This is a genomic window from Agrobacterium sp. 5Ca50, from assembly GCF_055381905.1.
Map to the genome: position 1 here is coordinate 3561986 of NZ_AP026438.1, position 24188 is coordinate 3586173.

A 24188-nucleotide genomic window follows, 5' to 3' on the forward strand; every position below is an offset into this window, starting at 1 on the left:
TTCCTTTGTATCACCGGAGTGATTGGCGGGCGTGGTGACCACGTCCGCCAAACGTATTCCGACTGTTCAACCCTTTATCGCGGCTGCATCAATCCAGCCGATATTACCGTCGTGACGACGATAAACGATATTGAGGTATTCGGTTCCCGGGCTGCGGAAAAGCAGGACCGGTTCGTCTGTCATATCAAGTGCCATCACAGCATTTGCCACAGACATGGTTTTAATCTGTTTCGAGCTTTCCGCGACAATTGTTGGCGCGTAATCGTCCGGCACTTCATCATCTTCATCCGGAACGGCGTCCATAACCGTATAAGGAATTTCCTCGAAGGAAGGGACGTGCCCACCAGCATGGTGGTCTCTCAGTTTGCGCTTGTAGCGTCGAAGCCTCTTTTCGATTCGGGCCGCTGCTGCGTCGAAGCTGCCTTGCGGCTCGTTTGCTTCTCCCGCAGCATGAAGAACCACTCCGGTGTCCAGATGCAGCTTGCAGTCGCACGAAAAATGGGACGTCGATTTCTGAACAGTAACTTGAGCAGAATACCCCCCATCGAAATATTTCGTAACCGCCAAGCCGACCGCATCCTCGATCCTTTGACGGAACGATTCACCTATCTCCATATGCTTACCAGATACACGCACACTCATGGAATTTTCCTTTTTGTAGTGATTTGCGAATACCAGCTTACGTCAAGCCACGCGCTCATCCAAGCGATTCCAGACCTCTTTGGCCTTGCTGCGGCGTTCTGCCTTTCGATTAAGGGAGTTTGTTCGTCTCGATCATCCCGTAAAGGTGCGCGCTTCTACTCTTGGGGCAATCAGGAGTCAATGCTACCAAAGGCGGCTGGAGGCATATATTTACGGTTCGTTAATGTGCTGTCGGTGGCAAACGGCGCCCTTAGCCCAGTTTTGCAAGGGCTTTCTTCTCCCGCCGGCGCTGCACAGACGAGGGAATGTTCATCGCTTCACGATATTTCGCGACTGTTCTGCGAGCCAATTCGACCCCGCCTTGCTTCAGATTGTCCACAATGTCATCATCGGAGAGAACGGCATCGGGCGTCTCCTGAGAGATCATCACTTTTATGCGATGACGCACAGCTTCGGCCGAATGGCTGTCGCCTCCTTCCACGGCACCAATGGAAACCGTGAAGAAATATTTCAGCTCGAACATGCCGCGCGGTGTCAGCATATATTTTTTTGACGTGACGCGGCTGACGGTCGATTCATGCATTTTGATCGCATCCGCCACGGTCTTGAGATTGAGAGGGCGAAGGTGGTCAACACCATGCATCAGGAACGCATCCTGCTGCCTGACAATTTCGCTGGCAACCTTCATAATTGTCTTGGCGCGTTGGTCGAGGCTTCTTGTCAACCAGTTTGCATTTTGAAGGCATTCGGACAAAAATCCTTCGTCCTCGCCCTTACGGGCGGGCAGGCGCGAAATCTGCGCATAGTAGGACTGATTGACCAGAACGCGCGGCAATGCGTCGGGATTGAGTTCCACAAGCCACGTTCCATCAGGTGTTTCCCGAACGATCACGTCAGGCACGATCGTTTCTGAAACAGAGGCTTCAAAGCCTGAGCCGGGACGCGGGTTGAGTGCACGAATTTCGCCTAGCATGTCGAGGAGGTCTTCCTCATCCACACCGCAGAGCTTTTTCAGGGTTACAAAATCTCGCTTTGCTAGCAGCTCCAGATTGCCGACGAGCGCCTGCATGGCGGGGTCAAACCTGTCTTTTTGTCGAAGCTGTATCGCCAGGCACTCACTTAAAGAACGGGCGAAAATCCCGGGGGGATCGAGCGTTTGCAAGGCGGCAACGATGCGTTCGATATCCTGCGCATCCTTGCCCAGACGCTCGGCTGTCTCGGACACGGTATCGGCGTGGATGTAGCCGGTCTCATCCAACTGATCCACAAGGATTTCGGCAATTACCCGAGAAGTGGCATCCTGCAAAATGAACGGCACTTGCTGGTTGATGTAATCCCGCAAATTGGTTTTTGCCGCGACGAAGTCGTCAAGGTCATAAGCCTCGCCGCTATCATTGCCTGGCATTGATTTCCATTGATCGGCCAGTTCAGGGGCAGCCGCCTTGCGCTGGTTGCCGTCATCCGGAAATACGTTTTCGAAACTGGTATCGAGCTGCTCACCAAGCCCGGTGCTGCGTTCATTGTACCACTCATCCTGATCCGCAACATGTGTGTGTGAAGGCTCGAAATCCGGCTCGGCTACACCAAAACTGTCTTCGGGGGTGTCACTGCTCACGCCTTCATCACCTGCTGCAAATTCAAGCAGCGGGTTCTTTTCGACTTCCTGCGCAATAAATTGTTCCAACTCGCCATAGGTCATCTGAAGCAATTGGATTGATTGCATCAGCTGTGGCGTCATGACGAGCGATTGGCTTTGACGCAGAAAAAGGCTGGCGGATAATGCCATGACGGACGCGAAACTCCCCTTCAACGCCTTCCTGACCGCTTTTTTTAAGGTTGGCGGTGAATGAAATAGCACTTGGCCCAAAAGTTGCTTTTTTATGAGATTTGGTCAAGCACAACAGGAGCGTCTAAAGCAAGATTCTTTCGCGAATGAGCGATTACAGGCTAAAATTATCTCCGAGATAAAGCCTGCGCACATCGGGATTGTTCACGATATCGGTCGCGCGACCGTGGGTGAGAACCTCACCGGCATGAATAATGTAAGCCCGGTCAATCAGTCCAAGCGTCTCACGCACATTGTGATCGGTGATGAGAACGCCAATGCCACGTGCCGTCAAATGTCGCACAAGGTTCTGGATGTCACTCACAGAAATAGGATCGACACCGGCAAATGGTTCGTCGAGCAGCATGAAGGTTGGGTCTGTGGCAAGCGCACGTGCAATTTCAAGACGTCGGCGTTCACCACCCGACAATGCAACTGCCGGCGACTTGCGCAGATGCGCAATGTGGAACTCTTCCAACAGTTCGTTGAGCTTAGTATCGCGTTTCTTGCGATCCTTCTCGTGCACTTCCAGAACGGCAAGAATATTATCCTCGACCGTCAGGCCGCGGAAAATCGAGGCTTCCTGTGGCAGGTAGCCAACGCCAAGGCGGGCGCGGCGGTACATCGGCATTCCCGTCACGTCATTGCCATTGATGGCTATACGCCCGGAATCAACCGGCACAAGGCCAGTGATCATGTAAAAACAGGTTGTCTTGCCCGCACCGTTGGGTCCAAGCAGGCCCACGGCCTCGCCACGGCGCACCACAAGGGAAACCCCATTCACTACCCGGCGGGTGTTGTAGGTTTTCGACAGGCTGTGCGCGATCAGTGTGCCTTCGTAACGGCTTTTATCCCCTGAGAGATTGAGGGGGTTGCCGGGCGTGGCTTTGTCGGAGAACAGGCGAGATAGAGAAGGAATTTTCACGAGCAATTCTTATGGCTGTTTTTTCTGTGATTTCGGGTCGAGCAAAATGCGAACCGGCCCACCACAGCTATCCAGCTTTGCCTGTCCGGTGTTCATAAACACCGTCAGCTTACAGCCGGTGAAAACGTTTTTGCCTTCAGATAGCACCACCTGCTTGCCCGACAGGATAAAGGTCTGGGCTGCCATGTCGAACTCGCCATGATCGGCCGTTGCTTCCTGTGTGCCGGAATTCAGGTACACCGTGTTATCGACGAAAATCTTTTCGATATCGGCATTACCGCTGGTGAGCGACGATCCTTCACCCTTGTAAAGCACGGTCATCTTGCCGGCCTTCAAGGTTGTAGTTCCCTGAACCACTTTCACATTGCCTGTGAAGTAGGCTTTGCGCTCCTGGTCCTGAATTTCCAACTGATCGCTTTCAATGGCAATCGGTTGGTCGTTGGAGAGCTTCAGCCCCTCCATCTGGCTCGTTGTGTTTTGCGCGGAGGCAGTTCCTGCCAGCGTCAAAACCGCAGCCGAGCCGGACAGCAGCGCGAGGATTGGGAAAATCGAACAACGTAAGGATCGTGACATCGGGTCGGGCTTTCAATTTTCAGCTTGTTGTATGGTCGATGCAGCGAGCCGTGCCCGAACCTGCCCCGAAAAAATTATTGTTCTGCCATTATCTGCGATCTGCATGCTTTGTGCAACAATCGAACCATCTTTGGTAGTAATGTCTACCGCTTCACTCGTTTGCATCTTGCCAGCACGCAAATCAACATCTGCAGATTGGAATTTTGCCTTGATGCCGTTGGTCATATTGATCTCGAACGGCGCAGTCATTTGCATCTTGTTGGTGTTGCGGTCAAACACGCCGCCGCTTGCTGTTACCTTAGCCACAATATCGTTCATGGGAACGGCGGCAAGCACATTTTCAAGTGTCATCAAATTTGGGCTGGCAATGTCCTGCAAGGCACGATCGGCGGTCATCGAATAGGCGATACCATCATCATTTCGACCCGCAACAGCCGGTTTTTCCATGACGATCTTGCCGTTTTCAATCGTCGCGCTCTCTACCGATACGTCAGCTGGCCACCAGGCCTTGATCAGCGACACACCAATAAAAACCATGGAAATCAGCAGTGCAGCAGCCGGAAGAATGATTTTCAGCCGGCGAACGCGCGAAGAATGTCGCATAGCAGTGCCATAGGCTGCGCCACCATCGGTGGGCACAGACGCAAGTGCTGGCGATTCGCGTAGCTTGTCGAGCATTCCTTAGATGTCCCGGGTAAAAGCGGACAGGATACCATAAATCCGGGTCGGCCTTTGTGTTTCAACGTTTGTCTTTGGCATGTGCGAAAGGTTCTGCCAATATGGTTTTTTATGCGTGCCATACAAGTAGGGCGTGATTTTTACCGAAAACAGGCTTTTTTATTTGTTTCCCGTGAGCGGCAATATAAAACCGGCTGTAACGCAAATAGTGTTAAGCCTTCGCTAGACCTCATCAAGGGACGTGAAAAAATGGATCGCATGGCAATCGCTGACAGGCGGCAATTACGCCGTAAGTTGACATTCTGGCGTGTTGCAGCGGTACTTCTTCTTATAGCAGCCTGCTTTACCGCATATCGCATGGTTTACACTCCAAGCTCAAAATCCGGCTCGGCGCATGTTGCCCGTGTTGAGATTTCCGGTTTGATTCGTGACGATACGGAACTGCTGGAACGGCTGGACAAGATTGCCAAGAGCGACAATGCCAAGGCGCTTATCGTTTCCATTTCCTCGCCCGGCGGCACGACCTATGGCGGCGAACGCATCTTCAAGGCAATTCGCGCCGTGTCTGACAAGAAGCCGGTTGTCGCTGACGTCCGCACTCTTGCAGCATCTGCTGGTTACATGATCGCCAGTGCCGGTGACGTTATCGTAGCTGGTGAAACATCGATCACCGGTTCCATCGGCGTTATTTTCCAGTATCCACAGGTAGGCCCACTTCTTGATAAGCTCGGCGTGTCCTTGCAGGAAATCAAATCGACGCCGTTGAAGGCAGAGCCGTCACCGTTCCATGAGCCGCCTGAAGAGGCGAAAACCATGATCCGAAGCATGATCATGGATACCTATGACTGGTTTGTTGATCTGGTTGCCGATCGTCGCAAACTGTCCCGCGAGGAGGTTCTGAAACTCGCAGATGGCTCGATCTTTACCGGTCGGCAGGCGCTGGCCGTGAAGCTTGTGGACCGTTTGGGTGGCGATGAAGAGATTCGCGCTTACCTTAAAGAACGTGGTATAGACGAAAATCTGCCGGTCGCTGACTGGCGCGCGCCGTCATCATCCACGCCATTTTCACTTCTCGGGTTGGCAAAAGTTGCCAGAATGCTCGGATATGAGGATTTTCTGCCACTTGCAGGGGCCGCAAGCGAGGCAACCGACAAGTTGTTTCTTGACGGTCTCGTTTCGGTTTGGCAGGTTGAGCCACACTAAAAAGCCAATTCTTTCAGGGGGCAGTCGTGATTAAGTCTGAACTGGTGCAGATTGTTGCTGCGCGTAATCCGCACCTTTATCACCGTGACGTGGAAAACATCGTCAACGCGGTTCTTGACGAAATCACGGATGCTCTGGCGGGTGGAAACCGCGTTGAACTGCGTGGCTTCGGCGCCTTTTCGGTTAAAAACCGTCCTTCTCGTTCCGGACGCAACCCACGTACAGGTGAATCGGTTTTCGTTGAAGAAAAGTGGGTTCCTTTCTTTAAAACCGGCAAGGAACTGCGTGAGCGCCTGAACCCTGGTATGGGCGATGTCGAAGACGACGACGAAGATTGAGTTTGTGAGGATGCCGCTGGGTGGTTTCATCCTTTGCGCATCATGATGAAAAGCATGAACGGAGTACCCCATGTCGAAAAAGATCATCAACCTTCTGGTTCTGGTTCCGCTGGGTATCGTGCTGATCGTCCTGTCCGTTGCCAATCGCCAGTCGGTTACGCTGGCGCTTAATCCGTTCCGGCCGGAAGACAGCGTTTTGTCTTTCTCCGCACCGTTTTTTGTTTTCCTGTTTCTCGCCGTTATTTTCGGTATTCTCGTAGGCTCGGCGGCAACCTGGGTCACACAGGGCAAACATCGCAAGCGTGCGCGTGTTGAGGCGAAGGAAGCCAATCGTTGGCATGCCGAAGCGGACCGCCAGAAGGCTGTCGCCGCCCGCGCAACCGTCGTTCATTCAGACGCCCAGCTGCCAGCCAAGTGAACGCTGGCGCGAATTAACGCCTTTTCTATCGCTGTTTTTCGTGCAATCGCGCTCAGGCCTTTGCCACGCGTCACACTGATGCTATTGGCTTTGGCAAGACAAAATAGCCTGAAATGGGAAAACTTCCGTTGAAGAAAAAAGATAACCGGTCCGGTGGCAAGAACTTTGCCGGACAGGATAAAAAACAATCCCGCCCGGTCCGCCCGGAAAAATCCGCATCCTCCAGGGAGCGCGGGCAAACGCAGCGCCGCCAGGAGGACACTCGGCCTGCCAGACCCGCGGTGTTGTCAAAAGACAAGATTGCTCAAAAGGACGTTGCTGCTGCATCCGCGGCACCCATCCCGCAGCGTAGCCTGATGAACCGCACCGGTGAACGCCCTGTAGAACAGGTGCCGGTCATTCTGGAATCGACCGGTGCCGGTGATTTCCACCTGATCGATAGCGGTAATGGCCTGAAGCTTGAGCAATATGGTGAATACCGTATCGTCAGACCGGAAGCGCAAGCGCTGTGGCGGCCAAATCTTGACCCGCGTGTCTGGGAAAATGTCGACGCTGTCTTTACCGGCGACACCGACGAAGACGGTATGGGACGCTGGCGTTTCCCGAAGGCGGCTCTTGGTGAAACCTGGCCGCTGTCGCTGCTGGGCGTCGATTTTCTCGGACGGTTCACGGCATTTCGCCATGTTGGCGTGTTCCCGGAGCAAATCGTGCATTGGCAGTGGTTGAAACATGCCGTTGAAAATGCAGGCCGTCCGGTCAAGGTTCTGAACCTCTTCGGTTATACCGGCGTTGCCTCCCTTGTTGCCGCCGCTGCTGGCGCAGAAGTAACCCACGTCGATGCGTCAAAAAAGGCGATCAACTGGGCAAAGGAAAACCAGGCACTTGCCGGACTTGAAAAAGCGCCAATCCGCTGGATTTGCGAAGATGCCATGAAGTTCATTCAGCGCGAAGAGCGCCGTGGCAGCACCTACGATATCATTCTGACGGACCCGCCGAAGTTCGGTCGTGGTACCAATGGTGAGGTGTGGCAGCTTTTCGACCACCTGCCGCTGATGCTGGATATCTGCCGTGAAATCCTGTCACCAAAGGCACTGGGCCTTGTTCTCACGGCCTATTCGATCCGCGCCAGTTTCTATTCCACCCATGAGCTGCTGATGGATATTATGCGCGGGGCCGGTGGAACGATTGCGTCTGGCGAACTCGTTATTCGTGAAGCGGGGCTTGATGGCAAAACGCCGGGTCGTGCCCTGTCTACATCCCTATTTAGCCGGTGGGAGCCGAAATGAGTAAGGACTATCAAGCCGGAACACCACGGCGCGTCGGCCAGGTGAAGGAAGTCACCAGCCTGACCAATCCCATCGTCAAGGATATCAAGGCTCTGACCCAGAAAAAAGGCCGCGAAGAGAGCGGTACCTTCATGGCTGAAGGCCTGAAGCTGGTCATCGACGCATTGGAGTTGGGCTGGACAATACGCACGCTGGTCTATGCCAAGGCTGCCAAGGGCAAGCCTCTGGTGGAAAAGGTCGCGACAAAAACCGTTGCGTCAGGCGGACTGGTTCTGGAAGTCAGCGAGAAGGTCATTTCTTCGATCACCCGTCGCGATAATCCACAAATGGTCGTTGGTATCTTCGAGCAGAAATGGCGCCCGCTGCGCGATATTCAGCCATTGGAAAGCCAGACCTTCGTAGCGCTCGACAGAGTGCGCGATCCCGGCAATCTCGGAACGATTATCCGCACCGCTGACGCGGCCGGCGCCTCCGGCGTTATCCTGATTGGCGATTGCACGGATCCGTTTTCGCTGGAAACGGTGCGTGCAACCATGGGCTCCGTGTTTGCTGTTCCTGTTACCAGGGCCAGCGTCGACGAATTCCTGCAATGGAAAAAGCAGTCCGGCGTCAATCTTGTCGCCACGCATCTGGCCGGCTCGGTCGACTACCGAACCATTGCGTACAAGGGCAAGCCGGTTGTGCTGATGATGGGCAACGAACAGTCCGGTCTGCCAGAGGAACTTGCCTCCAAGGCGGATCGTCTTGCGCGTATTCCCCAGCAAGGTAGGGCGGATTCACTCAACCTTGCCGTGGCAACAGCCGTGATGCTTTTTGAAGCGCGGCGACATCTGCTTGATCTGGAGCTGCGCACGTAATGGTAAAAACAGGCATGTTTTCCCGATTGGTCCCGGCTTTGGCGCTCATCGTCTCATTGCTGGTGATCGACCAGATCGTCAAAACACTGGTCGAGCTTTATCTGCCTCTGCAGGAAATGGTGCCTGTTATTCCGATGCTGGCGCTCTACAGGACCTACAATCTGGGCGTTGCATTCTCCATGCTGTCGGACATGGACGGTTGGTTCATCGTGACCATGCGTCTGGTCATTGTGGTTTTTGTCATCTGGATGTGGAAAAAAACGCCCAAGGACCGCAGTTTTGCGCATCTGGGTTTCGCACTGATCATTGCCGGCGCGCTCGGCAATATCTTCGACCGTTTTCTGTATGGCCACGTCATCGACTACATCCTGTTTCACACGCAAACATGGTCATTTGCCGTGTTTAACCTTGCCGACAGCTTCATCAGCATCGGGGCGGCCTGCGTCATTCTGGATGAAGTTTTGCAGATGAAAACGGCCAAAGACGCGCAGAAAGATTAAACTTTTATCGTTTAGGCAAAGCCAATCAAAACCGCTGACATGGTAGAGATTGGGTATGAGCGACCCTGCACATCTTCGCAAGCAAATTTCCGGCGTCTTTGAGGATGCGTCTGCCCTGCAAGGCAAGGCGGACGGCAAATACCCTGCGCAGACCGCGACCCCTGCGGATCAGCTCTCCGTTGACCCGTCGGGTCAGCAGAGCAGAGCGCCGTTCATCTGGCTTGCCGCGGGTGCTGCCGTTGTTTCCGCCCTGCCTTTTGTGTGGAGCGGGCTTGCCGGCTGGTCTCTTTCGCTCGCTTCTCTGGCTACACTGGGCGCTGTTGCGGTTCCGGTTTTCCGCGGGCTGAATCACTCTGTCAAAACCTCAAGTGACAGCCCGGATGAACAGGTAGTCGGATCCTTCTTGCCAGCCATCCATGATGTCATGGGTGATATCGCGGTTCTGCGTGGCATGGACCGCCGTATCATCGAGGCCAATGATACGTTTCGGGAAATGACTGGCTGCAATGCACCTGATGGCATGAGCTGCGAGGAAATTGGCGTTGCATTCCGTCCCGGCGGCAAGGCGCATTGTTACGACGTGGAAATTGCCACACCCTACGGACAGCGCATTTTCACCTGGCAGGATGCCGTTGTGCGTCTGGGGCAAAGTAACCGTCTGGTTATCCAGTCCGTGGCACGCGACGTGACGGATGAACGTCGGGCCTTGATGATGCGCGAGGAAGCACGGCAAAAAGCCGAAAAGGAAAGTGCTGTCAAAAGCAGGCTTTTGGCCACTGTCGCCCATGAAATTCGCCTGCCTCTCAGCGGTATTCTCGGCATGAACCACTTGTTGTCGCAGACAAAGCTCAATGATGAGCAGCGTAACTACCTTGATGGCACCCGCCAGTCCGGGCAGGCACTGGTGCAATTGGTGGAAGATCTGCTTGATTTTTCGACCATGGAAGCTGGCCGTTTTCGCCTGAATCCGCGTGCGGAAAATCTCCGTCGGCTCATTGAAAGCATCGTCGAAATGCTTGCCCATCGCGCCCACGAAAAAGGCATTGAGATTGCGTCGACGGTGGCGGCCGATGTGCCGGAATATCTGGATTTTGATCCGGCAAGATTGCGCCAGGTGCTGTTTAATCTGATCGGAAATGCGGTCAAATTCACCACCTCAGGTGGGGTGTTGATCCGCACTTTGATGGATGGAGACGATCTTCTTCTCTCGATATCCGATACGGGTCCGGGCATGACCAAAACGGAACAGGCGCGGATTTTCGGAGAATTTGAACAGGCCGGTTCTGCCCGCCAACGCAGTGCGGGAACGGGACTTGGATTGGCAATTTCTGCACGTATCGTGCGTGAATTTGGTGGCTCCTTGAGCGTTGAAAGCGCCAAGGGCAAGGGCAGTGTCTTCATCCTGCGTTTTCGGGCCGTTGCCGATGCCGCGGGCGAGGATGATGAAGCCCGCCGCACGATGCTGACCAAAAGCAATGTGTTGGTTCTATCGCCGGAGGGGATGACAGCAATGGCCGCCAAGGCGTCCATCCATTCCTTGGGCGGGCGGTGCCGTGTTGTATCCGATATGGCAGGCATAGAGGCGCTTGATCTCGATAGCGCGCGGGAGGACGAGGCGATCAGCGACATCATTGTCGACCATCGCTGTGCCACCCTGTTCGATGATATTGTCAAACGCTGGCCTTGCCTGTCGGAAAAACCAGTGCGCCGCATCCTGATGGTTAATCCCGAGGAGCGTGCAACCCAACTTCAGGGCGGTTACGACGCCTGGCTCATCCGTCCATTGCGGGAAAAATCACTCGCGGATGTGTTGAGTGGGCGTCTTCGTGGCATGGAGCGTCGTGATGCCATCAATGACAACCAGCCCGGTTTCGGCGGTGCTGATATCGAACATCCGGCCGGCCGCAAGCCGATGGTTCTGGTGGCAGAAGATGATCCGGTCAACGCGCGTATTCTGCGCGCTGTTTTGGAAAAATCCGGCCACGATGTGCAATTGGTGACGGATTTTCCAGCGCTGCTTGCCGCCGCAGTCCCCGGTGCCGCCATTCGTCCGGACCTGATTATTTCAGACCTCAATATGCCAGGCGGCGAAGCCCTGGATGTTCTTCCGCATATTTGCCGGGAATATGCGCTTTGGCCGCGCGTACCGGTTATCGTTTTAAGCGCCGACACGTCGGCTGAAACGCGCAAATCCGTATTGGACGCAGGCGTGAGTACGGTTCTGGCAAAACCGGCCGATCCCAAGCAACTGCTGGAGGAAATCCACGCCCTGTTGCCGCAGATGGAAAGCATGGTGCAGTAGGTACCAACCTTAAGTGGATTTCCCTGTCACAATTGACAGATGCTCCTTTTCGCCGCAGGGCTGTGTTGTCACTATTCTGTCGTCAATAAGTGATTTATGACAACCGAACTCAATCGGTGGCGGAGCGATTCTCCATGGTCACAGAAATACTGAACCGCGATATTTCCGAACAGGGCGCGTCGGTCGCTCAGGTCATCGGCAAACCGCAACGTGACAGCGGTCTTCTGGGCCGTATCGGTACATTGGAAACCCGCCTTGCGGTCAATGAACGCGAAGTTGATGCGGCCCAATCCGTCCGTTACCGGGTGTTTGTCGAGGAGATGAAGGCAAGCCTTCCGTCCGACGCCATGCGGCGCAAACGCGACGTCGATGCCTACGACGCTATCTGTGATCATCTTCTGGTGCTCGACCGCGCCATCGAAGGCGATACGGAAGACCAGATCGTCGGCACATACCGCTTGCTGCGGCAGGAAACGGCTCTGGCGCATGGTGGTTTTTATTCCGCTTCGGAATTCCAGATCGGTGATCTCCTGGAGCGCCACCCCGACAAGCAGTTCATGGAACTGGGTCGGTCGTGCGTGCTGCCGGAATACCGCACCAAGCGCACAGTTGAATTGTTGTGGCAAGGAAATTGGGCTTATGCCCTGCGCCACAGAATGGACGGCATGTTCGGTTGCGCATCCTTCCCGGGTGTCAGCCCGGAAAGCCATGCGCTTGCGCTGTCATTCCTGCATCACCACAACGCGGCAAAGGGCGAATGGGCAGTCAGTGCACGTCCTGAACTTTACCGTGACATGGACCTCATGCCGGTTGAAGCCGTCCATGCCCGCCGTGCTGTTTCGTCCATGCCGCCATTGGTCAAGGGCTACATGCGCCTTGGTGCAATGTTTGGTTCCGGTGCCGTTGTTGACCACGCCTTCAACACAACGGATGTGCTGGTCGTGCTTCCGGTGTCGGCAATCGCCGGTCGTTACGTCAATTATTATGGCGCAGATGCCGGCCGTTTCGCCAGCTGACCTGTATTGATGGGTGCTTACCGCGCTCGAATAAAGGCTCGTCGCACCAGCTTCCTGTGGGAAGCGGTGCCGCCCATGTTGTGTTGCAAGGGGCAAAACCGCTAGTTTGGCCGTTCGTTTCCCGCAACAGACCAGATTGTCGACTAAGCCATTGACGGACGTTCATTCCCACGCCTCGCTGATATCAGAAGAAAGCCGTGCATCGGCAACGCCGATGATGGAGCAGTATATTGAGATAAAATCGAACAATCCAGGTTCACTGCTGTTCTATCGCATGGGCGATTTTTACGAATTGTTTTTTGACGATGCCGTGGCGGCATCGCGGGCGCTTGGCATTACGCTGACCAAACGCGGCCAGCATCTGGGACAGGATATTCCGATGTGCGGCGTGCCCGTGCATGCAGCGGATGATTATCTTCAGAAACTGATTACCCGCGGTTTCCGGGTTGCCGTTTGTGAACAGGTTGAAGATCCGGCCGAAGCCAAAAAGCGTGGTTCGAAATCCGTCGTCCGACGCGACGTGGTGCGTCTTGTTACACCCGGTACACTCACCGAAGAAAAATTGCTCGTTGCAACCGAGTCCAACTACCTGATGGCGCTGACCCGCATTCGTGGCGGTGCCGAAGTGCAGTTCGCACTGGCTTGGATCGATATTTCAACGGGCGTTTTCCGCCTTTCAGAGACGAACCTGACACGGCTTCTCGCCGATATCTGGCGTATTGACCCGCGCGAACTGATCGTTGCCGATACGTTGTTTCACGATGCCGAACTGAAGCCGGTATTTGATGTGCTCGGCCGTGTTGCCGTCCCGCAGCCTGCTGTTTTGTTCGACAGCGCAACGGCAGAAGGCCGTATTGCCCGTTATTTTGGCGTCACGACGTTGGATGGGTTTGGCAGTTTTTCGCGTGTGGAACTGGCTGCAGCGGCTGCGGCCGTTGCGTATGTCGAAAAAACGCAGATTTCAGAGCGACCACCTTTGGGCGCGCCGGAGCGCGAAAGTGCAGCATCAACCCTATTTATCGATCCTGCCACCCGCGCCAATCTGGAACTCGCAAAAACGCTTTCCGGTGACCGCGAAGGCGCATTGCTGAGTGCTATCAACCGCACCGTTACCGGCGGAGGCGCCAGACTTCTGGCCGAGCGCCTTCTGTCCCCTCTGACGGACCCGGACAAGATCAACGCGCGGCTCGATTCGGTCTCATGGCTGATCGATGATAACGCAATGGCAGAGCGGCTGCGTGAAGCCCTGAAACATGTGCCGGATATGCCGCGCGCCTTGTCGCGTCTGGCACTGGAACGCGGCGGCCCACGTGATCTCGGCGCCATCCGCCAAGGCCTTTCGATCGCATCCAGCATTGCCTCGCTACTTGAGGAAGGTCTGTTGCCGGAAGAACTGGCTGGCGCGCTCTCGGCCCTCAAATCTCTGCCAAACGGCTTGGAGGCCATGCTCGGCTCCATGCTAGCCGACGAAATGCCGCTGTTGAAAAGAGACGGTGGTTTTCTGCGCGACGGTGCCAACCCGGAACTGGACGAAGTCCGAGCACTGCGTGACCAGTCACGGCGGGTGGTGGCTGGTTTGCAGCTGAAATATGCCGAGGAAACCGGCATCAAATCGTTGAAGATCAAACACAACAATGTGCTTGGTTATTTCATTGAGGTGACGGCCGGTAATGCCGACGTCATGATGGCGACCGATGAGGCAAAGGCCCGGTTTATCCATCGTCAAACCATGGCCGGTGCCATGCGCTTTACCACCACAGAACTGGCGGATCTGGAAAGCCGCATTGCCAATGCAGCAGCCCAGGCCTTGACCATGGAGCTTGAGGCATTCGAGCAGATGACATTGGCGGTGGTTTCAGAAGCTGAAGCCATCAAGGCTGGCGCGCTGGCGCTGGCGGTTATCGATGTCGCGGCTGGTCTGGCCTATCTGGCGGTTGAGCAGGCCTACTGCCGTCCGGTCGTTGATGGCTCGATGACATTTGCAATCAAGGGCGGACGCCACCCGGTGGTCGAACAGGCGCTGCGACGCCAGTCTGTCGGTCCGTTCATCGCCAATAATTGTGATCTTTCTGCGCAGAACGGCGACAAGAATGGTGCAATCTGGTTGCTGACAGGCCCGAACATGGGCGGTAAATCGACCTTCCTGCGCCAGAACGCTTTGATAGCCATCATGGCACAGGCAGGGTCTTTCGTACCGGCCGAGACTGCTCATATCGGTATCGTCGACCGTCTGTTTTCGCGGGTTGGCGCATCCGATGATCTGGCTCGCGGCCGTTCGACCTTCATGGTTGAGATGGTGGAGACCGCTGCGATTCTCAATCAGGCGACCGAACGCTCCTTGGTTATTCTTGATGAAATCGGTCGTGGCACAGCGACATTTGATGGTCTTTCCATCGCATGGGCAGCCGTTGAGCATCTGCATGAAATCAATGCCTGCCGCGGTCTGTTTGCCACGCATTTCCATGAACTGACCGTGTTGTCGGAAAAACTTGGCCGACTGTCCAACGCTACCATGCGCGTCAAGGAATGGGACGGCGAGGTTATTTTCCTGCACGAAGTCGGCCCCGGTGCGGCAGACCGCTCCTACGGTATTCAGGTGGCGCGACTGGCTGGCTTGCCAGCCTCGGTGGTGGATCGTGCGCGCGATGTGTTGACACGACTTGAAGATGCCGATCGCAAGAATCCGGCAAGCCAGTTGATCGATGACCTGCCACTGTTCCAGATGGCCGTGCGTCGTGAGGACACCCGTAAAACCAGCGCTTCCAAGGTAGAGGAAGCGGTCAAGGCCCTCAATCCCGATGAGATGACGCCTCGTGAGGCTCTGGACGCGCTTTATGCGCTCAAGAAACAACTTGGCAATGCTTGAGCGCTAAATTGCCTGTCCATGACGCCCCAAAATCGCTATAGGCCTTTGCCATTACGGCAGGCTATGGCGACCCTTAAGCAGAATGGATGCAGGCTTTATGGCCCACAAGGAAATCGATTACTCCGAAATCCTCGACGTCGAGGCTTTTCAGAAGGAATGCGACGCAGTGTTTGCCGGAAGCGGCAAACCGCTTCTGGATGCACGTTCGCAACTATTGCCAATCTTCCGCAAGGCAAGCAACGATGGACGGAAAACGGCACGCCAGATTCTGGATGCGGACGGTGGGGGACTGGATTGTGCACGCCGTATATCCTGGTTGCAGGACCGTCTGATCGAGGTGTTGTACCATCTGGCGGTCAGTTACGTTTATCCACGCGATGCTGCTGAAATTACCGTGACCGCCGTCGGCGGTTATGGCCGTGATACGCTGGCGCCTGGCTCCGACATCGACCTTCTGTTTCTTCTGCCACCCAAAAATTCGCAGGATATGCAAAAGGCAGTCGAGTTTGTTCTCTACATTCTCTGGGATCTGGGCTTCAAGGTTGGCCATGCCACCCGCACGGTTGAGGAATGTATCCGCCTTTCAAAATCCGACATGACCATCCGCACCGCCATTCTGGAAATGCGCTACATCTGCGGCAAGATGGCATTGTCCGACGATCTGCAAAAACGCTTTGACGCCGAAGTGATCACCGGTACCGGGCCGGAATTTATTGCCGCCAAGCTGGCTGAGCGCGACCAGCGCCACCGCAAGGCAGGTGACACGCGTTATCTTGTCGAGCCAAACGTCAAGGAAGGCAAGGGCGGTCTGCGCGACCTGCACACGCTGTTCTGGATCGCCAAATATTATTACCACGTACGCGACGCCGCTGAACTCGTAAAACTCGGCGTGCTCTCACGCCGCGAATTGAAGCTGTTCGAAAAAGCAGATGATTTTCTCTGGGCCGTTCGCTGCCAGATGCACTTTCTCACCAATAAAGCAGAAGAGCGGCTGTCTTTTGATATACAGCGGGAAATTGCCGCCGCGCTTGGCTATCAGCCGCGTCCCGGCCTGTCCGCCGTTGAACGTTTCATGAAGCACTATTTTCTTGTCGCAAAGGACGTGGGCGATCTGACGCGCATCGTCTGCGCGGCGCTGGAAGACCGGCAGGCCAAGGCTGTTCCCGGCCTCACCGGTGTTCTGAACCGGTTTACCAACCGCGTGCGTAAGATTGCTGGCAGCGTGGAATTTGTAGAAGACCGCGGTCGTATTGCACTGGCCGATCCCGATGTCTTCAAGCGCGATCCCGTCAACATCATTCGTCTGTTCCACATTGCCGACATCAATGATCTGGAACTGCATCCGGATGCACTGCGTGTTCTCACTCGCTCATTGTCGCTGATCGATAACAAGGTGCGGGAAAATGACGAGGCCAACCGTCTTTTCCTGTCGATCCTGACATCGCGGCGCGACCCCGCTTTGATGCTGCGACGCATGAACGAGGCGGGTGTTCTCGGCAAATTCATTCCGGAATTTGGCAAGATCGTCGCGATGATGCAGTTCAACATGTATCACCACTACACTGTTGATGAGCATCTTATCCGCTCTGTTGCGGTTCTCTCAGAAATCGAAAAGGGCCAGGCCATCGATACGCATCCGCTGGTCAACCAGTTGATGCCGATGATCGAAGACCGCGAAGCGCTTTACGTTGCTGTGATGCTGCATGACGTTGCCAAGGGCCGGCAGGAAGATCACTCGATTGCTGGTGCACGTGTCGCCCGTAAATTCTGCCAACGTTTCCGTTTGAACGTGAAGCAGACGGAAACTGTGACCTGGCTTATCGAGCAGCACCTGCTGATGTCGATGGTCGCGCAGACACGCGACCTGCATGACCGCAAGACCATTGCCGATTTTGCCGACAAGGTACAGTCGATGGAACGGCTGAAAATGCTGCTGATCCTGACGGTCTGCGATATTCGTGCCGTAGGTCCTGATGTCTGGAACGGCTGGAAAGGCCAGCTTCTGCGCACACTCTATTACGAAACAGAACTGCTGCTATCTGGCGGTTTTTCTGAAGTTTCCCGTAAAGAACGCGCAAAGGTTGCTCGCGAAAAACTCTATGACGCGCTTACCGACTGGGGCCAGAAGGCACGTCGCAAATATACCGGTCTGCATTATGAACCCTATCTTCTGTCGGTCGATCTGGATGACCAGATACGCCACACAAAGTTCTTGAGGGCGGCTGACAAGGAAGAAAAAGCGCTTGCCACCATGGTGCGCACCCACTCCTTCCACGCCATTACCGAAATCACCATTTTGGCGCCTGACCATCCGCGTCTTCTATCGGTGATTGCCGGTGCCTGCGCCGCTGCTGGTGCCAACATTGCTGATGCGCAGATTTTCACGACCTCTGACGGTCGCGCGCTCGACACCATTCTCATCAATCGTGAATTCCCGATCGATGAAGACGAGATGCGCCGTGGCGCCAATATCTGCAAGCTGATCGAAGAAGTGCTGTCGGGCACCAAACGTTTGCCGGAAGTGATTGCGACCCGCACCAAGTCGAAGAAAAAGAACCGGACCTTCAACATTCCGCCGTCGGTCATCATTTCCAACGGTCTGTCGAACAAGTTCACGGTTGTTGAAGTTGAGTGCCTTGACCGTACGGGTCTGCTGGCCGACATCACCGCGACCATAGCCGATCTGTCGCTCGATATCGCCTCGGCACGCATCACGACTTTCGGTGAAAAGGTCATCGATACTTTCTATGTCACCGATCTTACCGGCCAGAAGGTGATGAATGACAACCGTCAGTCCACAATTGTGGCGCGTTTGAAAAACATCATGGCCGACCCCGAGGATTTGCAGGCCGCAACCGGTGAGGCGGCCACTGTTTCCTCAGCGGAAGCCGCAAACAATCGCATGAAAGCACAGGCATGAGCCTTCTCAAAAAATTTGCAACGGTTGGCGCCGGCACGCTAGGCAGCCGAGTGTTTGGTTTCATGCGTGAAATGCTGATGGCTGCGGCACTTGGTACGGGACCGGTGGCGGATGCGTTCAACGCCGCATTCCGGTTTCCCAACACGTTCCGACGCCTGTTTGCCGAAGGTGCGTTTAATTCGGCCTTCGTGCCGCTGTTTGCCAAGGAAATCGAAGCAAGCGGCATGGAGGGTGCACGACGGTTTTCCGAAGAAGTTTTCGGCGTTCTGTTTACTGTGCTGATGGCGCTGACAATCGCCATGGAGCTGGCCATGCCGCTTCTGGTGCGCACCATCATTGCACCGGGCTTTGTTGAGGATCCCGTCAAGTTCGATAACACCGTGCAGCTTGCCACCATCATGTTCCCCTATCTGGCCTGCATGTCGCTGGCCGCGATGATGGGGGGCATGCTGAACTCACTGCACCGTTATTTCGCAGCCGCCATAGCACCGGTTTTCCTCAATATTATCCTGATCGGTGTCCTCGGTTGGGCATGGTATGGTGGTCATGATCCGCTGGAAGTGGGTTTTGGCCTGTCCTGGGGTGTGATGGTTGCCGGTGTCGTGCAGCTTGCCATCGTCTGGGTAGCGGTTCGCAATGCCGGCATGCGCATCGGCTTCCGGCGTCCGCGTTTGACAAAAAACGTTAGCCGGCTATTGATATTGGCATTGCCTGCGGCAATTACTGGCGGCATCACGCAGATCAACCTGCTGATTAATACGGCGATCGCGTCTGGCGGCGAGGGGACTATTGCTTCGCTTGCCTATGCCGATCGCGTTTATCAACTGCCGCTTGGCGTCGTCGGCATTGCCGTTGCCACCGTATTGCTGCCGGAACTGTCACGCGCCCTGCGTGGCGGCCAGCATGTTGAAGCGGCGACGTTGCAGAACCGATCCGTCGAGTTTGTCCTGTTTTTGACACTGCCTGCCGCAGCAGCCCTGCTTGTTATGGCAGAGCCGATTGTTCAGTTGCTGTACCAGCGTGGTAACTTCTCAGCCGATGCGACGGTCAAGGTCGCTGAAATTCTCGGTATCTACGGACTTGGCCTTCCGGCATTCGTTCTGATCAAAGCCTTCATTCCCGGATTTTTTGCGCGGGAAGACACCAGAACGCCAATGATGTTTGCTGGCATTTCCGTTGTAGTAAACGTGTCGCTGGCACTTTATCTGTTTCCGCGTTTTGATGGCGCTGGCATTGCCACTGCGGAAATCGTGGCTGGTTGGGTCAATGCCGCCATGTTGTTTGCAATGCTGGTAAAGCGTGGCCATTGGCAGATTGATACGCCGCTTCTGACCCGTATCCCGCGCCTGCTCTTTGCGTCAGCGGTTATGGCGACATTAATCTGGTTTGCCATGGGCTGGCTGCATCCCTGGTTGTCCAATGGGCATTTCGCTGTGCGGGCTGGCACCATTGCCGGTTTGATTGTCGTTGCCATGGTGGTTTATTTTGCGTTGGCTTTTGCCACCGGTGGAGCGCAGCTTTCCATGGTCAGACGCAATCTCAAACGGGGCGGTGCAAAAAATACTCCCGCCAAGGATGAAACAGCATGAGTGCCGATTTTGCGCAAAACCGCCGCATTGCGTTGGTTACGTTAGTTGTTGACACCTATGATCGGGCCAAAACATTTTACTGCGAGACACTCGGTTTCGAGTGCCTTGCTGATGAACCGCTGCCGGATGGCAAACGCTGGCTGGTGGTGAAGCCGAAAGGGGCGGATGGTTGTGGTCTGTTGCTGGCCGAGGCGGACGGTAATGAACAAATGCTGGCCATTGGCAATCAGACCGGCGGTCGTGTCGGTTTCTTTTTGAACACGGATGACTTCGCACGTGACCATGCCGCCATGCTGGCCAAGGGTGTGCATTTCCTGGAACAGCCGCGTCATGAGATCTATGGTTCAGTTGCCGTGTTCGAAGACCTTTACGGCAATCGCTGGGATCTTTTGGAACCCAGTCATTCACCCACTTGATTGCGCGGTGTTGCGGGTGCATAAGCGCCCGCGAAATCTAACCAAGGAGCAAGGCCCTCCACAAGCCTTCGAGGACACTCATGAGCGAATTCAAGAAACTGGTTTTTTCGGGCGTTCAGCCAACCGGTAATCTGCATCTTGGCAACTATCTCGGCGCAATTCGCAAGTTCGTGGCGCTGCAGGAAGACAGTGACTGCATCTACTGCGTTGTTGACCTGCATGCCATCACGGCACAGCTGGTGCATGAAGATCTGCGGGCGCAGACACGGTCTATCGCTGCCGCATTCATCGCAGCCGGTATCGATCCGGTAAAACACATCGTGTTTAACCAATCGGCCGTGCCACAGCACGCCGAACTGGCTTGGGTGTTCAACTGCGTGGCGCGCATCGGCTGGATGGAGCGCATGACGCAGTTCAAGGACAAGTCCGGCAAGAATGCCGAGCAGGTGTCGCTTGGCCTTCTGGCATATCCAAGCCTCATGGCGGCTGACATTCTCGTTTATCGCGCAACCCATGTACCTGTTGGCGATGACCAGAAACAGCATCTGGAACTGGCGCGTGACATTGCCCAGAAGTTCAATATCGACTTTGGTGGCCAGATCAAAAGTGCCGGCCTTGGGCTGGATATCGTGGTTGGCGAAGAGCCGGTGCACGCTTATTTCCCAATGGTTGAACCCCTGATCGGTGGTCCTGCGCCGCGTGTCATGTCGCTCAAGGACGGTTCAAAGAAGATGTCCAAGTCCGACCCGTCGGACCTGTCGCGCATCAACCTGATGGATGATGTGGATGCCATTTCGAAGAAAATTCGCAAGGCAAAGACAGATCCGGATGCCTTGCCGAGCGAAACCGAGGGGTTGAAAGGCCGCCCGGAGGCAGAAAATCTGGTCGGTATTTTTGCGGCTCTGGCTGATAAATCCAAGGCAGAGGTGTTGCAGGAGTTTGGAGGACAGCAGTTCTCGGCCTTCAAGCCTGCACTGATTGATCTGGCTGTGAATGTTCTGGCGCCGATCAATCTTGAAATGCGCCGTCTGCTTGACGACACCAACCACATCGACGCCATTCTGAGAGATGGCTCTGAACGGGCTGGCGTGATTGCGGAAAAAACCATGAATGAAGTCCGCGATATCGTTGGCTTTCTCAGGTGATAACTTGCCGCCCGCAGTCTGTGCGGGCGGCTTGTCAGCTTGGCAAATTTCTATAAGCTCCGCCTCAATCGTATCAAAGGCGAGTTTCATCGTCTGGAATTTCAGAAACAGGGAGCACGCTCTATGGTTTCAAAACGGCTGTCTCGACTTGAAGGTCATCGCCGTAAATTTCTGGCGGTCATCGACGGGACGCCCGAATGCGAAAGGGCCGTTCATTATGCGGGTCGCCGTGCCAAGAACTCCAATGGCGGCCTTGTTTTGCTTTATGTAATTCCGGATGGCGATTTCCAGCAGTGGCTGGGTGTCGAGCAGATCATGCGGGCAGAGGCACAGGAAGAGGCAGAAGCCTCGATGGCCAAAACGGCGCAGAAAGTACGTGAGACCGTCGGTATAGAGCCGGAAGTGGTCATTCGTGAAGGTGCCGCCGCCGAACAGATCCATGGTTTGATTGAAGAAGACCGGGATATTGCCATTCTGGTCCTCGCTGCCGGTTCAACCAAGGAAGGCCCAGGTCCGCTGGTCTCGTCCATAGCGGGCAGGGGGGCTGCATTCCCCATTCCTGTTACCGTATTGCCAGATACGCTGAGCGACGAGGAAATTGACGCACTTTGCTGAGCGTCCGCCAAGCGGCAAGGCGCGTGCGATAAAATAAACAGCGCAAGCACCATCTATTGGTGATGTGCGGTTCAACATGCTTTAAACGCACAAATTGACTTTCTTTGCCGAAAGCTCATTTGTTGAATGTAATTCTCATGTCCGGGCTTGAAGAATGAGCCTGTCCGGCGTATTTTTGAACTATTCTAAATTCAGGGGCGCCGATCGCTCCGAAGGAGACATGTGATGTTCATTCAGACCGAAGCCACTCCAAATCCGGCTACGCTGAAGTTTCTTCCCGGACGCGTTGTGCTGGAAACCGGCACGGCAGAATTCCTGAACGCAGAGCAGGCGCAGGCGTCTCCGCTCGCGCAGACACTGTTTGAAATTCCAAGTGTAACCGGTGTGTATTTCGGTTTCGATTTCATCACCGTGACCAAGGAAGGTGCTGAATGGCACCATCTGAAGCCTGCGATCCTGGGCTCGATCATGGAACATTTCATGTCGGGTCGTCCGATTCTGGGCGAAGCACGCACCGCCGAGTTTTCTGACGAAGAAGACGAGTTTTTCGATGAAGGCGATGAAACCATCGTTGCTACCATCAAGGAACTGCTGGACAGCCGCGTTCGTCCTGCTGTGGCGCAGGATGGTGGCGACATCACCTTTCGTGGTTTCCGGGATGGCACCGTGTTCCTCAACATGAAGGGCGCATGCTCGGGCTGCCCATCTTCTACCGCAACATTGAAACACGGCGTTCAGAACTTGCTCAAGCACTTCGTTCCTGAAGTGCAGGCTGTCGAATCCGTTTAATACAAAGGCAAAATGGCATGATCGTTCTGGCGCTTGATACATCGGGAGGCGACTGCGCCGCCTGTGTTTATGACAGCGCCAGCGATGCCGTTCTTGGCAGAGTGTGCGAAACCATCGGCAAAGGCCACGCCGAGCGGTTGATGGGAATCGTCGATAAGGCACTCGAAGCAGCCAATCTTGACCTGAAAGCCGTGCAGCGGATTGCTGTCACTATTGGTCCTGGTTCCTTCACGGGCATTCGTGTCGGTGTTTCAGCCGCGCGTGGTTTTGCCTTGTCCCTTGGCATTGAGGCTGTCGGCCTAACCACGCTTGAGGTGATGGCCAAGGATTGGCAGGATCAGCACGGACAGAAACCTGTCACCATTGCTCTGGATGCGCGTCGTGGCGAGGTTTATATCCAGTCCTTTGCGGCCGATGGCTCGTCTGTCACGAATGCGGAACTGCTGCCATTGGATGACGCGATTTCCCTGTTCTCACGCCTGGGTGGTGAGGTTTTCGGGTCGGCTGCAATTCTTCTGAACGGCGAATCGAATGCCGTTGAGCCTGACCGGTTCGAAATTACAGCCGTCGCACGCCTTGGTGCTGCCAAGCCGCAAGGCGGACCTCGCCCGGCTCCGCTCTACTTGCGTGGCCCCGATGCCAGACCGCAAACGGGATTTGCGCTGGAACGACGTGCCCATGCCTGATAATCGGGCATGATATGTATTTATGCGGTGATTCCCTGCGATGATCGATCAGTATTTGACACTAAAGCCACAGTTCGAAATTGTACCTTTGGTACAAGACGATAGCCATGCCATAGCCGAGTTGCACAAGCTGCGGTTCTCGCGGCCATGGAGTGAAGACGAGTTTGGCAATCTTCTCGTGCAATCCAATTGCTATGGTTTCGTAGCACGCCAGACCAACGCGTTTTTCAGCAAGCCACTGTCCGGTTTTGTGCTGGCCCGTGAGGCAGGTGGCGAAGCAGAAATTCTGACCATTGCCGTGCAGGAAAAATTGGGCCGTGCGGGTCTTGGCTGGCGTCTGATGCAGGCGGCGGTGCGTGAGGCCGCAGGCCGTGGCGCCGATTCCATGTTCCTCGAAGTTGATACCAGCAATGCCGCAGGTCTTGGGCTTTACCGCAAGCTGGGCTTTCAGCAGGTCGCGGAACGTAAGGCCTATTATACAGCCCCGGACGGTACACAGTCGACGGCGCTTGTCATGCGGCGCGATCTTCGCTAGTTGCGTTTATGACCATTTTCTATATCCGGCCTTCTTCGTGAGGGCGGGGCGTTGATATGAAGGC

At 55.1% G+C, this 24188-nt stretch carries 22 protein-coding genes; 17 read left to right on the forward strand and 5 right to left on the reverse strand.

The annotated features are described in order from the left end of the window. Positions 1–66 precede the first annotated feature (66 nt). The 5 genes from hpf to lptC form a co-directional block, all read right to left on the reverse strand. Complete coding sequence (gene hpf, locus ACZ5FM_RS17085) at positions 67–642, reverse strand: ribosome hibernation-promoting factor, HPF/YfiA family (RefSeq protein ID WP_192486634.1); 576 nt, start codon at positions 640–642, stop codon at positions 67–69. Positions 643–892: 250 nt separating this feature from the next. Next, positions 893–2428 carry an RNA polymerase factor sigma-54 gene (gene rpoN / locus ACZ5FM_RS17090; protein ID WP_464039307.1) on the reverse strand — a complete coding sequence of 512 codons (1536 nt, stop codon included), beginning with the start codon at positions 2426–2428 and terminating at the stop codon, positions 893–895. Positions 2429–2582: 154 nt separating this feature from the next. Continuing rightward, the gene (lptB, locus tag ACZ5FM_RS17095) at positions 2583–3368 is read right to left on the reverse strand and encodes an LPS export ABC transporter ATP-binding protein (protein ID WP_192487798.1); all 786 of its coding nucleotides are present in this window, start codon (positions 3366–3368) and stop codon (positions 2583–2585) included. 33 nt (positions 3369–3401) lie between these two features. Then, positions 3402–3965 (reverse strand): LptA/OstA family protein, encoded by a 564-nt coding sequence (locus ACZ5FM_RS17100; RefSeq protein ID WP_192486636.1) that lies wholly within the window; start codon positions 3963–3965, stop codon positions 3402–3404. Positions 3966–3977: 12 nt separating this feature from the next. Next, positions 3978–4643 (reverse strand): LPS export ABC transporter periplasmic protein LptC, encoded by a 666-nt coding sequence (gene lptC, locus ACZ5FM_RS17105; RefSeq protein ID WP_192486637.1) that lies wholly within the window; start codon positions 4641–4643, stop codon positions 3978–3980. 249 nt (positions 4644–4892) lie between these two features. Between lptC and sppA the strand changes: the two genes are divergently transcribed. The 17 genes from sppA to rimI all read left to right on the forward strand — a co-directional run bounded on the left by sppA (position 4893) and on the right by rimI (position 24124). After that, complete coding sequence (sppA, locus tag ACZ5FM_RS17110) at positions 4893–5846, forward strand: signal peptide peptidase SppA (protein WP_275640362.1); 954 nt, start codon at positions 4893–4895, stop codon at positions 5844–5846. Between the two features lie 26 nt (positions 5847–5872). Further along, the gene (locus tag ACZ5FM_RS17115; RefSeq protein ID WP_192486639.1) at positions 5873–6184 is read left to right on the forward strand and encodes an integration host factor subunit beta; all 312 of its coding nucleotides are present in this window, start codon (positions 5873–5875) and stop codon (positions 6182–6184) included. 70 nt (positions 6185–6254) lie between these two features. Further along, on the forward strand, positions 6255–6602 hold the full coding sequence (locus tag ACZ5FM_RS17120; protein WP_192486640.1) for a DUF1049 domain-containing protein: 348 nt from the start codon (positions 6255–6257) through the stop codon (positions 6600–6602). Positions 6603–6730: 128 nt separating this feature from the next. After that, positions 6731–7888 carry a class I SAM-dependent methyltransferase gene (locus tag ACZ5FM_RS17125; protein WP_464039308.1) on the forward strand — a complete coding sequence of 386 codons (1158 nt, stop codon included), beginning with the start codon at positions 6731–6733 and terminating at the stop codon, positions 7886–7888. Then, positions 7885–8745 carry a TrmH family RNA methyltransferase gene (locus tag ACZ5FM_RS17130; protein WP_464039309.1) on the forward strand — a complete coding sequence of 287 codons (861 nt, stop codon included), beginning with the start codon at positions 7885–7887 and terminating at the stop codon, positions 8743–8745. Before ACZ5FM_RS17125 ends, ACZ5FM_RS17130 begins: the two co-directional genes overlap by 4 nt. Beyond that, positions 8745–9245: a signal peptidase II gene (lspA, locus tag ACZ5FM_RS17135; protein ID WP_464039310.1), complete on the forward strand. Its 501-nt coding sequence runs from the start codon at positions 8745–8747 to the stop codon at positions 9243–9245. Before ACZ5FM_RS17130 ends, lspA begins: the two co-directional genes overlap by 1 nt. 55 nt (positions 9246–9300) lie before the next feature. Continuing rightward, positions 9301–11547: a hybrid sensor histidine kinase/response regulator gene (locus ACZ5FM_RS17140; protein ID WP_464039311.1), complete on the forward strand. Its 2247-nt coding sequence runs from the start codon at positions 9301–9303 to the stop codon at positions 11545–11547. A gap of 134 nt (positions 11548–11681) precedes the next feature. Then, the gene (gene olsB / locus ACZ5FM_RS17145) at positions 11682–12563 is read left to right on the forward strand and encodes a l-ornithine N(alpha)-acyltransferase (protein WP_464039312.1); all 882 of its coding nucleotides are present in this window, start codon (positions 11682–11684) and stop codon (positions 12561–12563) included. 214 nt (positions 12564–12777) lie between these two features. After that, entirely contained in the window at positions 12778–15429 is a 2652-nt protein-coding gene (gene mutS, locus ACZ5FM_RS17150; RefSeq protein WP_464040493.1) for a DNA mismatch repair protein MutS, read from the forward strand. Between the two features lie 97 nt (positions 15430–15526). Then, positions 15527–18349 (forward strand): [protein-PII] uridylyltransferase, encoded by a 2823-nt coding sequence (locus ACZ5FM_RS17155; protein WP_464039313.1) that lies wholly within the window; start codon positions 15527–15529, stop codon positions 18347–18349. Further along, positions 18346–19938, forward strand: a complete 1593-nt coding sequence (gene murJ, locus ACZ5FM_RS17160; protein ID WP_464039314.1) for a murein biosynthesis integral membrane protein MurJ — start codon at positions 18346–18348, stop codon at positions 19936–19938. The genes ACZ5FM_RS17155 and murJ overlap by 4 nt, the downstream gene beginning before the upstream one ends. Next, positions 19935–20354, forward strand: coding sequence for a VOC family protein (locus tag ACZ5FM_RS17165; protein ID WP_464039316.1), 420 nt, complete (start codon positions 19935–19937; stop codon positions 20352–20354). The genes murJ and ACZ5FM_RS17165 overlap by 4 nt, the downstream gene beginning before the upstream one ends. 80 nt (positions 20355–20434) lie before the next feature. After that, on the forward strand, positions 20435–21499 hold the full coding sequence (trpS, locus tag ACZ5FM_RS17170) for a tryptophan--tRNA ligase (protein ID WP_259147938.1): 1065 nt from the start codon (positions 20435–20437) through the stop codon (positions 21497–21499). A gap of 123 nt (positions 21500–21622) precedes the next feature. Then, positions 21623–22114 carry a universal stress protein gene (locus ACZ5FM_RS17175; RefSeq protein WP_192486650.1) on the forward strand — a complete coding sequence of 164 codons (492 nt, stop codon included), beginning with the start codon at positions 21623–21625 and terminating at the stop codon, positions 22112–22114. 225 nt (positions 22115–22339) lie between these two features. After that, positions 22340–22903: a NifU family protein gene (locus ACZ5FM_RS17180; RefSeq protein ID WP_192486651.1), complete on the forward strand. Its 564-nt coding sequence runs from the start codon at positions 22340–22342 to the stop codon at positions 22901–22903. A gap of 17 nt (positions 22904–22920) precedes the next feature. Next, entirely contained in the window at positions 22921–23589 is a 669-nt protein-coding gene (tsaB, locus tag ACZ5FM_RS17185; protein WP_464039317.1) for a tRNA (adenosine(37)-N6)-threonylcarbamoyltransferase complex dimerization subunit type 1 TsaB, read from the forward strand. Between the two features lie 40 nt (positions 23590–23629). Further along, the gene (rimI, locus tag ACZ5FM_RS17190; protein ID WP_192486653.1) at positions 23630–24124 is read left to right on the forward strand and encodes a ribosomal protein S18-alanine N-acetyltransferase; all 495 of its coding nucleotides are present in this window, start codon (positions 23630–23632) and stop codon (positions 24122–24124) included. Positions 24125–24188: the final 64 nt, after the last annotated feature.

Excerpts from the sequence above, each read along its gene's own strand:
- ACZ5FM_RS17180 (WP_192486651.1), top strand. The coding sequence starts at position 22,340 with ATGTTCATTCAGACCGAAGCCACTCCAAATCCGGCTACGCTGAAGTTT.
- lptC (WP_192486637.1), bottom strand. The coding sequence starts at position 4,643 with ATGCTCGACAAGCTACGCGAATCGCCAGCACTTGCGTCTGTGCCCACC.
- ACZ5FM_RS17175 (WP_192486650.1), top strand. The coding sequence starts at position 21,623 with ATGGTTTCAAAACGGCTGTCTCGACTTGAAGGTCATCGCCGTAAATTT.
- ACZ5FM_RS17100 (WP_192486636.1), bottom strand. The coding sequence starts at position 3,965 with ATGTCACGATCCTTACGTTGTTCGATTTTCCCAATCCTCGCGCTGCTG.
- rpoN (WP_464039307.1), bottom strand. The coding sequence starts at position 2,428 with ATGGCATTATCCGCCAGCCTTTTTCTGCGTCAAAGCCAATCGCTCGTC.
- ACZ5FM_RS17140 (WP_464039311.1), top strand. The coding sequence starts at position 9,301 with ATGAGCGACCCTGCACATCTTCGCAAGCAAATTTCCGGCGTCTTTGAG.
- tsaB (WP_464039317.1), top strand. The coding sequence starts at position 22,921 with ATGATCGTTCTGGCGCTTGATACATCGGGAGGCGACTGCGCCGCCTGT.
- murJ (WP_464039314.1), top strand. The coding sequence starts at position 18,346 with ATGAGCCTTCTCAAAAAATTTGCAACGGTTGGCGCCGGCACGCTAGGC.
- ACZ5FM_RS17165 (WP_464039316.1), top strand. The coding sequence starts at position 19,935 with ATGAGTGCCGATTTTGCGCAAAACCGCCGCATTGCGTTGGTTACGTTA.
- ACZ5FM_RS17130 (WP_464039309.1), top strand. The coding sequence starts at position 7,885 with ATGAGTAAGGACTATCAAGCCGGAACACCACGGCGCGTCGGCCAGGTG.
- hpf (WP_192486634.1), bottom strand. The coding sequence starts at position 642 with ATGAGTGTGCGTGTATCTGGTAAGCATATGGAGATAGGTGAATCGTTC.
- sppA (WP_275640362.1), top strand. The coding sequence starts at position 4,893 with ATGGATCGCATGGCAATCGCTGACAGGCGGCAATTACGCCGTAAGTTG.
- mutS (WP_464040493.1), top strand. The coding sequence starts at position 12,778 with ATGATGGAGCAGTATATTGAGATAAAATCGAACAATCCAGGTTCACTG.
- olsB (WP_464039312.1), top strand. The coding sequence starts at position 11,682 with ATGGTCACAGAAATACTGAACCGCGATATTTCCGAACAGGGCGCGTCG.
- rimI (WP_192486653.1), top strand. The coding sequence starts at position 23,630 with ATGATCGATCAGTATTTGACACTAAAGCCACAGTTCGAAATTGTACCT.
- trpS (WP_259147938.1), top strand. The coding sequence starts at position 20,435 with ATGAGCGAATTCAAGAAACTGGTTTTTTCGGGCGTTCAGCCAACCGGT.
- lspA (WP_464039310.1), top strand. The coding sequence starts at position 8,745 with ATGGTAAAAACAGGCATGTTTTCCCGATTGGTCCCGGCTTTGGCGCTC.
- ACZ5FM_RS17120 (WP_192486640.1), top strand. The coding sequence starts at position 6,255 with ATGTCGAAAAAGATCATCAACCTTCTGGTTCTGGTTCCGCTGGGTATC.
- ACZ5FM_RS17155 (WP_464039313.1), top strand. The coding sequence starts at position 15,527 with ATGGCCCACAAGGAAATCGATTACTCCGAAATCCTCGACGTCGAGGCT.